The sequence below is a fragment of the Candidatus Accumulibacter vicinus genome (assembly GCF_000584955.1).
In the GTDB taxonomy this organism is placed as follows: Bacteria; Pseudomonadota; Gammaproteobacteria; order Burkholderiales; family Rhodocyclaceae; genus Accumulibacter; species Accumulibacter vicinus.
This window is the reverse complement of record NZ_JDSS02000021.1, coordinates 210,460-212,658: the sequence shown is the minus strand read 5'-3', so window position 1 is coordinate 212,658 and position 2,199 is coordinate 210,460. Positions and strand designations below refer to the sequence as shown.

The following is a 2,199-nucleotide window of genomic DNA, read 5'->3' as shown; positions in this document are numbered from 1 at the left end:
CCCTTGACGTGCTCTGGTGGCTGGCAGATACTGCCGGTACGGTGCTGAACACACCAAAGGCAAAGCGGTATCCACGACGACACGTGGATTTTTTGCGCCTGTTGTCTCTCAACGGGCGGATGCGCCTATCCGTAAGGACGGCGGCACGACTTTGTCCGTGTGTTCAACATCCGCCCTCCCGCCTTGAACAGCGGGCCTTGAGTCTCAGACAAAGGAGCATCACCATGTCCAACATCCCCGGCGCCGAAGTGCGCCCATCCCCCTACGCCTCAAAACTCGCTACCCTCGAACCCGAAGGCGCTACTGCCCTGGCCCTGGCCGCCTTGGCGCTGCTCGACGTCATCAACGCCGGCAAGCTGGTCGCCACAGACACCGGCACGCGCATGCTGATCGAGGCGACGTACCCCTTGCAGGATGCCTTGTACGGCGCTTCCGACACACTGCCGGCTGCCCTGGCCGGGTTCCTCTCGGCGGTGGGAGGGGCGCACCATGTCTGAGAACACACCCCTGCCGCTCTTCTCAGCTGCCGGCTACCCTGCCGATTTCTTCAGCGTCCGCCAGGGCATATCGAACGAATCCGCGCTGGATGGCGCTTCGATGTTTTTGGATACGGCTATCAGCCTGGCCAGCAACCCGGAAGAACTGGACGTCAACGCGATATTTGCCGTTCGCCACCTTGCGGAAATGGCGAAGGCCCTGGTCGACACGGTTGTCAATTCGTTCATTGAAGCCCGAAGGGAAGCAGTTCAGACGGTTGCGGAGGGCGGGCAATGAACCCCGACGATCTGATCGCCGCCGTCAAGGAAGCTTTCGGCCAATACCCCGAGGATGTTCTCGGCCCCATCAAGATGGCCGATGAGGGCTTCGGCTGGCTCCGTGAGATCTTTATCAGCATCCAGCGCGAAGTCGAAGGCGAGAACTTTGCGCTGCGCGTCGCCAAGCTTGCTGCTGCCGGGGCTTACATCGCCGTCGACCTGGAGAACTATTGCGGCAGCGAGCACGAAAGCATGTTGCAGAGGTTGCAGGAAGTTGGGGGCTCTTCCGTCAGATCGAAGGGCGCTTGAGCTTGATTGAGGCCAGACCAGACCCGGCCGTGCGCCGGGTTTTTCGTTGGGGCGGCGATGGTGTCCGGCAAGGTGTCCGTCACCGGCACATGGTGGCCGGCGGCGATGGTGGCGATGGCGCATCAGATTTGATGGCCAAGAAACCGGCTTGATTACGGCAAATGTAACCCCGGCGTAACCCCAGCAAAAAGCCCCGGCTTTCGACCGAGGCTAAGTCTTTGTTTCTTTGGTGGTGATGGGTGGAATTGAACCACCGACCTATGGGTTATGAATCCATCGCTCTAACCGACTGAGCTACATCACCTTAGAGCTTTTGATTATAAAGCTATCTACGGCTTGTGGTCAAGAACAGGGCAATCGCTTACGCAAATATCGTAACCCCTTGAGAATATTTGTTTACGATCAGTTACTTATGACATGGTATTGTATTTTCTGTAGGAATCCCGTCTACTCTTCCCTTTTGGGAGGAAGGTGGGATGACCCTGATGGGGGCCTTTTCCGGGTGACCGGACAGACGTAAAGGTCCGGCGAAGCGCTACGCGTTGGCGCAGATTCTGGTCATGGCGGTATGCGCCATCCTGTGCGGAGCCCACAATTGGGTTGAGGTGGCCGACTGGTGCAGGGATCGCAAGGAGTGGCTGAGTGAGCGGTTCGATTGGCCGCTGGAAGGAGGCACGCCATCCCACGACACGTTTGGCGACCTCTTTCGGGTGCTGGACGCGAGGGTCTTCGAGGCGCGTTTTCGGGACTGGATCAGTGGGCTGGCCGGTCTGATCGAAGGCGGGGTGGCCATGGACGGGAAGACCCTGCGCGGTTCCGGCAAGAAAGGGAGCAACGAGTTGCTGCATATGGTCACGGCGTATGCGGTGCAAAGTGGCCTGAGCCTGGCGCAGGAAGGCCCCTGCGGCAAGGACACGAACTGACAGGGATGAGGCGCTGCTCGATGCCCTGATCTTGAAGGGATGTATCGTCACGATGGATGCGCTGGGTTGCCAGACCGAACTGGCCGAGAAGATCGTGGCCCGCGGAGGGGATGACGTGCAGCAGGTCAAGGACAACCAGAAGAACCTGGCAGAGGCCATTCGGGAGTTTTTTGACGAAGGTGCCCAAGCCGGGTTTGGTCGGCTCACGGTCG

At 59.5% G+C, this 2,199-nt stretch carries 3 protein-coding genes, 1 tRNA gene and 1 pseudogene; 4 read left to right on the top strand and 1 reads right to left on the bottom strand.

Translation table 11 applies throughout. The annotated features are described in order from the left end of the window. Positions 1-224: 224 nt before the first annotated feature. Genes CAPSK01_RS09830 through CAPSK01_RS09820 form a run of 3 tightly spaced genes read left to right on the top strand, consistent with a single transcriptional unit; the run spans position 225 to position 1,064 of the window. On the top strand, positions 225-497 hold the full coding sequence (locus CAPSK01_RS09830; protein ID WP_034925799.1) for a hypothetical protein: 273 nt from the start codon (positions 225-227) through the stop codon (positions 495-497). Then, positions 490-774, top strand: coding sequence for a DUF3077 domain-containing protein (locus CAPSK01_RS09825; protein ID WP_034925797.1), 285 nt, complete (start codon positions 490-492; stop codon positions 772-774). Before CAPSK01_RS09830 ends, CAPSK01_RS09825 begins: the two co-directional genes overlap by 8 nt. Continuing rightward, positions 771-1,064: a hypothetical protein gene (locus tag CAPSK01_RS09820; protein WP_034925795.1), complete on the top strand. Its 294-nt coding sequence runs from the start codon at positions 771-773 to the stop codon at positions 1,062-1,064. The genes CAPSK01_RS09825 and CAPSK01_RS09820 overlap by 4 nt, the downstream gene beginning before the upstream one ends. Before the next feature lie 227 nt (positions 1,065-1,291). Here the strand turns inward: CAPSK01_RS09820 and CAPSK01_RS09815 are convergent. After that, a tRNA-Met gene (locus CAPSK01_RS09815) sits at positions 1,292-1,368 on the bottom strand. Positions 1,369-1,582: 214 nt separating this feature from the next. On the opposite strand from CAPSK01_RS09815, the pseudogene CAPSK01_RS22565 reads away from it, so the two are divergent. Next, positions 1,583-1,987 (top strand): annotated as a pseudogene (locus tag CAPSK01_RS22565) (ISAs1 family transposase); the annotation flags it as partial. Positions 1,988-2,199 lie beyond the last annotated feature (212 nt).